Here is a 6,758-nt window from a genome sequence, read left to right as displayed (position 1 = left end):
GCTTCATGAACCGCCGTATACGGAACCGTACGTACGGTGGTGTGGGAGGAGGGCCTAAAATGCCCTCCTACCCGATTGTCTATTATGCCCCGTAAGGCACCCAGATGTTCTTCACCTGGATTGCTCGGCGCAGGTAGTCCAGGCCTTGCCCGTCCGCCTTGTTGAGCCAATTGGGCAAGCGGCCATTGCTGACCCAAGTGGCTTTGAGATTGCCTGCTGACGCCTTTTCGACCATGGCACTGCCCTCGCGTGAACCAAAATACCAGAGTGCGGCAACATCATCGTGCTCGGCAAGCGTCTTCGTCAGAAGATCCCGTTCACCGGTGACGATATTGACCACGCCGCCCGGTACATCGGATGTGTCGAGTACCTGATAGAAATCACCGGCGATCAGCGGATGACGGCTCGACGGTACAATGACCGTTCGGTTACCCATGGCGATTGCCGGCAAGACCAGAGAGACAAGCGAAAGAAGCGGCGCTTCGTCGGGGCAGACGATGCCCATCACGCCCCAAGGTTCGTTCATCGCCAGTGTCACATGACGCGACTTGGTGGAATGAACCGCTCCGTCGAACTTGTCGGCCTGCGCGGCATAATAGAAAATCCGGCGCAGTGCGGTTTCAAATTCCTCTTCCGCTTTCTTTTGGCTGATGCCGGTGCTTTCGATCAGCCGTGCCACGAAATCCGCGCGGCGCGCATCAAGGTTTTCGCCAAGATAATAGAGCACCTGAGCCCGGTTATGCGCCGTGGCTGTGCCCCAGCTTCCGGCCTTGGTCGCCGCTTCCACCGCATTGCGGATGTCCTTGCGGTTGCCGATACCAGCCTGGCCGATGACCGCACCGCCCTTGCCAGTGACCGAATAGCTGTAACCGCCGTCCGGGCGGGCCTGCTTGCCGCCAATATAGTTCTTCATCGTGCGGTCGATACCGTCGTTGGTGATCTTGTCATCGCCGGAGGGCGAAGCCGATGGCACGAAGGCGTCCGCAACTTTGGCCGAGGGGAGCGCTTTCTCCCAATCGGAAACAAGATATTCGTACATGCCTTCGCGTGCGCCTTCGCGACCGAATCCGCTTTCGCGGTAGCCGCCGAAACCTGCGCCTGCATCCAGCATATTGGTGCAGTTGATCCAGACGACACCGGCCTTCACCCGCGCGGCAAGGTCAAGCGCGACATTGATGTTTTCCGACCAGATTGAGGCTGCAAGGCCATAACGCGTGTTGTTAGAAAGGGCTACGGCTTCATCCGGCGTGCGGAAGCTTGTGGCGGCTGCAATCGGGCCGAAGATTTCAACCTGACAGACGGTCGAGGCCTGATCCACATCGGTGAAGAAGCCGGGTGCGATATAATTGCCCTTTGCTGGCAGCGGGTACGGCGTCTGCCAGAGCTCGCCGCCTTCCTCGATACCTTTCTGGATGAGATCGGAAATGCGCTTTACCTGACCGGGCGAAACGATGGCACCGACATCGGTGGATTTGTCGAGCGGATCGCCAACACGCAGTGTCTCAAGGCGCTTTCTGAGCTTGGCATAGAAGCGGTCGGCAACGCCTTCCTGCACGAGCAGGCGCGAGCCTGCGCAACAGACTTCGCCCTGATTGAACCAGATGGCATCGACGACACCTTCAACTGCGGCATCAAGATCGGCATCTTCGAAGACGATGAAGGGCGACTTGCCACCCAGTTCCAGCGACAGCTTCTTGCCTGATCCGGCAATCTGCTCGCGAATGACGCGGCCAACTTGCGTCGAGCCGGTGAAGGCTACCTTGTCCACGCCGTCATGGCCGCAGATTTGCGCGCCCGTGGTGCTATCGCCCTGCACGATATTGACGACACCGGCGGGCAGGCCGACCTCATGACAGATTTCAGCAAAGGCAATGGCTGAAAGCGGTGTCAGATCGGCAGGCTTCAAAACGACCGTGTTACCGGCAGCCAAAGCAGGCGCGATTTTCCAGGCAAGCATGAGAAGCGGGAAATTCCACGGAATGACCTGACCGCAGACACCAACGGGCGAAAAACCCTTGAATTCGTCTTCCACCATCTCGGCCCAACCTGCGTGATGATAGAAATGGCGGGCGGCGAGCGGAATGTCGATATCGCGGGTTTCGCGGACCGGTTTACCGTTGTCCATGGTTTCCAGCACGGCCAGAAAGCGCTCGCGCTTCTGAATGTGGCGTGCGATGGCATAGAGATATTTGGCGCGCTCATAGCCAGACAGTTTGGACCATTTGCCGAAGGCAGCGCGGGCGGCTTTCACCGCCTGATCGACATCTTCCGCATTGCCGCAGATGATTTCAGCGAGCTTGTCACCATTGGCCGGATTGGCAACCGCAATCGTCTTGCGACCCTCCGGTTTGACAAAAGCGCCGTTGATATAGTGGCCGAAAGAACGACCATGCTGTTCCAGCCACAGGTTCACATCGCCGTTTGCTTCGGGGGAAGGTCCATATTCCATGGTCTTCAGGATGTCCTTGATGGGTCGCATATTTATATTCCTTACGAGCATTTCCAGCAAAAGTGCGAAGCGGTTTTGCGTAGGAGAATGCGAAATTCCAAGTTTAAGCAGCGGCGTGACGGTTGGCAGCGGAGTAGCGTCCGGTCACGAAGTGCTCCAATTGCCGTTCGATATCGCCGAGAAGCGAGCTTGCGCCGATGCGGAAAAGATCGGGCTCCAGCCAGCGATTACCGAGCTCTTCTTTCATGAGGCTGAGCCAGGTGAGCGCATCCTTGGCCGTCTTGAGGCCGCCCGCCGGCTTAAAGCCGACGCTTTGACCGGACAGCTCGCCATAATCGCGCAGTGCCCGCACCATGGTCAGGCTCACCGGCAGGGTCGCGTTGACGTCTTCCTTGCCCGTCGAGGTCTTGATGAAATCGGAGCCTGCCTGCATCGCCACCATCGAGGCGCGATAAACATTGCTCAGCGTGTTGAGATCGCCAGTGGCAAGGATCGCCTTCATATGTGCATCCCCGCAGACTTCGCGCATAGCGGCAATCTCGTCGTAGAGAGCCGGCCAGTTTTGTGTCAGCACATGCTCGCGGGTAATCACAATGTCGATTTCATGCGCGCCCTGTTCAACGGCGTAGGTGATTTCTGCAAGGCGAAGTGGCAGCGGTGTCAGACCGGCCGGAAAACCGGTTGCAACGGAGGCAACCGGAATGCCGGAGCCTTGAAGTGCCTTCACCGCATGGGAAACCATGGTCGGATAAACGCAGACCGCGCCGGTGGTGATGCCCGCATCTGCAAGGCCCAGCGCTTCCAGAACATCCTCGCGCACCGGACGGCGCGCCTTGGCACAGAGCCTGCGCACACGGCCCGCCGTGTCGTCGCCTGCAAGTGTCGTCAGGTCGATGCACTGGATGGCACGGATGAGCCACGCCGCCTGATATTCCTTTTTCACCGAACGGCGGGCGCTGATTGTGGCGGCGCGGCGCTCGGAAGCACTGCGATTGACGGACACGTCCTCAAACCATTCCGGCTTGAGCGGTGTCCCGGTATTACGGGGGAGGGCTTCGGTCATTTCATTGTCCGTTCATAAGTTCAGATGCGTTCAGGCGCATTCGATCGTGGGAGTGTGATCGCGGCAGAACGTTTCGAATTCTTCCCGGCTGGCATAGGCTTTCTGCGTGCCGGGCCGGGTAATGGAATGGGCAGCGTAGAGCGCTGCTTTGCGAAGCGACGCTTCCACATTGCCGGTCCCGGCGTAGAAGCGGGCAAAGGAGCCGATAAAAGCGTCGCCCGCGCCGGTCGTGTCTTTTGGCGTGACCTTGACCGGTGGAATATTGACGATTTCGCTTGCCGTAATCATGCGCGCGCCGCGTCCGCCGAGCGTGACGATGACGGTGCGGATGCCGCGCGCGATGAGCGAACGCGCTGCGGTGACGATTTCGTCGTCCGTGCCGGTCGGCAGGCCGGAGAGGATTGCCAGTTCGCTCTCGTTCGGCACGAGAAAGGTCACCTGCCGGATAAGCTCGGGATCAAGATCAGCGGCGGCAGGCGCAGGATTCAAAATAGTTTCGATGCCGTTTTCAGCCGCAAAAGCGATGGTGTGATAGACGGTCTCAACCGGAACCTCCATCTGCATCAGGATAAGGCCGCAAGCTTTCAGATCGTCGGCAGCCTTATCGACTTCGGCAGGCAGAAGATCGGCATTGGCGCCCTTGACGATCAGGATCGAGTTTTCACCCGATGGTTCGACAAAGATTGGCGCAACGCCGCTCGACTTGCCGGGAACCTTGCGCACATGACGCGTATCGACGCCGAATTCATTCAGGTTGCGGATGGTGTTGTCGGCGAAAATATCGTCTGTGGCGACGATGATGATGAGACCGACCACGACGCGCTGCCATGTGGTGTCCACCTTCATGATGATGAGTGAGTTCTTGACCATGACGAGCATGAAGACACCCATCAACGTGCCGAGAACGGTGCCGCGTCCGCCGAAGATCGACGCGCCGCCCAGAACCACGGCTGCGATCACGTCCAACTCAAGCCCGACGAAATCGCGCGGATTGGCAAGCCAGATCATCGAGGAATGCAGAAGGCCAGCGAAGCCTGCAAGCGCTCCGGCCACGCAATAGACGAAGAAGATCGTGCGGCGCGTATTGAAACCAACGCGCTTTGCTGCTTCCGGTGAGCCGCCATAGGCATAAACGCTACGCCCGATCATCGTATAATTGAGGATCAGGTGGATCAGCAGGGCCAGCGCCAGATAGACGACGAACATCGCGGTCAGTCCGAATGCCGTGCCGGACGCCGATGTCAGCGAGATCACATCTGTCTTGCCGAATTCGATCAGTTCCTTCGGCATCTTGTTGATGTTGACGATGCTGGTGCCGACAAGGCCCAGCACCAGCCCGCGCACGATGGAACCGGTGCCGAGCGTCACGATCAGCGGGATCATCTTGAAGCGATGGATGATGAAACCGTTGAAAGCGCCAAGCAGCAGGCCGATCAGCGTTGCCGCCACAAACGGAATGAGCACGCCGTCATAGCCGAGATAGACCATGGCGCGGACGGTCAGATACATGGCCGCGATGGCAAAGGCGGTGAAGGAGACGTCGATGCCGCCGGAAATCATCACAAGCAACACACCGAGCGCCATGATGCCGATCACGACATTGGAGCGAAGAAGGCCGAAGATATTGTCCAGCGACCAGAACGCCGGATTGATGAGGCCGATAATGACCATCGCCGCGAACAACACGCAGGCAATGATGAATTCGGTACTGCGGAAAAACTTCATGTGCCGGTTCCTCAATTCAGCGTCTTGAGCCGGTCATTGACGGCATCTTCGGTCATGGCTTCACCGGAAAGTTCGTCGACGAAACGTCCGCGATGCATCACGAGCACACGATTGCAGTTCTGCACCAACTCGGGCACATCGTCGGAAATCATCAGAACAGCGAGCCCTTCATCGCGGGCAAGCTTGCGGATGATATTGTGGATCTGTGCCTTGGAGCCGACATCGACACCGACGGTCGGCCCGTTGAGGATCAGCACTTTTGCGCCTGTCAAAAGCCAGCGGGTCAGCACCACACGTTGCGCGTTGCCGCCCGACAGGTGGTTGACCGGCGTATGCGGCCCGGGGGCAACGATATGCATCGCCGAAAACATGTCGCGGGTGGTGGCGTCAGCTTTCCTGCGGTCGATGAAGAGGCCGCGCACGAATTTCTCGATCGATGTGACGATGATATTCCGCTCGATCGATTGCGTCAGGAACAGACCTTCCGTCAGGCGGTCTTCCGGCACATAGGCGACGCCACAGGCGATCCCTTGCTGAACTGTTTTCGGGTGAACTTGCCTGCCATCGATACGAACAGTACCGGTGAAATCCGGCTTCATACCGAAGAGCGCTAGTGCCAGTTCCGTACGGCCTGAGCCGATCAGCCCGGATATGCCGACGATTTCGCCCGCATTGAGAGTGAGGCTGGCATTTTCCACCGAGCCCGGAACAGAAAGGTTCTTGATTTCAAGCGTGGGATTGGCCGAAGCGCCTTCACGCGGGATCCAGTGATAATGGTCCGACGTGAGTTCCTGACCGGTCATGGCGCGAGTGATCGACGGTTCGTCGAAATCGGAAATCGGGCCTTCAGCAACCTTTTTGCCATTGCGGAAGACGGTCAGCCTTTCGCTGATTTCCAGCATCTCGCGCATCTTGTGGCTGACGAAGAGCACAGCAATGCCCTGTGCCTGAATATCGCGCACGATCTTGAACAGCGCATCGACCTCATGCCGCGTCAGTGCGGTGGTTGGTTCGTCCATGATGATGAGGCGGGCGTCAGCCATGACGGCGCGCGCAATCGCCACGATCTGCTTGCCCGATGTCGGCAGGCTGTCCACATCCGCATCGAGGTCGATGCTGACACCAAGCCGGTCCAGCGCCTTCTGCGCCAGCTCGCGCACGCGCTTCCAGTCGACGCCTTTGCGGCCTTCGATGAGAAAAGTATTGATTGCCAGATTCTCGGCAACGGTCAGGTTCCCGAACAGCGAGAAATCCTGATAGATCACCTGAATGCCGTGGTGAACCGACTTGACGGGGTCGAGTTTGCCGACCGATTTGCCGTCGATCAGTATCTCGCCGTCTTCCGGCGTGTAGACGCCCGACATGACCTTGATGATGGTGGATTTGCCGGAGCCGTTTTCGCCTGCGAGGCAGTGGATTTCGCCCGGCTTTATGGCAAAGGAAACGTCGTCCAGTGCCCTGACACCACCGAAGCGTTTTCCGATATGGCGCAGTTCAATCAGGTTTTCATTCATGAGGGGC

The 6,758-nt window shown here is 58.4% G+C and carries 3 protein-coding genes and 2 pseudogenes; all 5 read right to left on the bottom strand.

Annotation, left to right across the window (positions count from 1 at the left end; translation table 11 throughout):
* Positions 1–82: 82 nt before the first annotated feature.
* The 5 genes and pseudogenes from HWX93_RS19695 to HWX93_RS19675 all read right to left on the bottom strand — a co-directional run bounded on the left by HWX93_RS19695 (position 83) and on the right by HWX93_RS19675 (position 6,751).
* Positions 83–2,479, bottom strand: coding sequence for an aldehyde dehydrogenase family protein (locus HWX93_RS19695; protein WP_176038434.1), 2,397 nt, complete (start codon positions 2,477–2,479; stop codon positions 83–85).
* A gap of 73 nt (positions 2,480–2,552) precedes the next feature.
* Positions 2,553–3,512: a deoxyribose-phosphate aldolase gene (deoC, locus tag HWX93_RS19690; RefSeq protein WP_176038433.1), complete on the bottom strand. Its 960-nt coding sequence runs from the start codon at positions 3,510–3,512 to the stop codon at positions 2,553–2,555.
* Between the two features lie 30 nt (positions 3,513–3,542).
* Positions 3,543–4,298, bottom strand: a pseudogene (locus HWX93_RS19685) (ribokinase); the annotation flags it as partial.
* A gap of 15 nt (positions 4,299–4,313) precedes the next feature.
* A pseudogene (locus HWX93_RS19680) lies at positions 4,314–5,183 on the bottom strand (ABC transporter permease); the annotation flags it as partial.
* A 65-nt stretch (positions 5,184–5,248) separates the two neighbouring features.
* On the bottom strand, positions 5,249–6,751 hold the full coding sequence (locus HWX93_RS19675) for a sugar ABC transporter ATP-binding protein (RefSeq protein ID WP_176038432.1): 1,503 nt from the start codon (positions 6,749–6,751) through the stop codon (positions 5,249–5,251).
* Positions 6,752–6,758 lie beyond the last annotated feature (7 nt).

Origin of the sequence: Brucella tritici, from assembly GCF_902825325.1 — a bacterium.
Taxonomy (GTDB): Bacteria; Pseudomonadota; Alphaproteobacteria; order Rhizobiales; family Rhizobiaceae; genus Brucella.
Note: the sequence above shows the minus strand (reverse complement) of the source record. Positions and strands in the feature narration are given on the sequence as shown.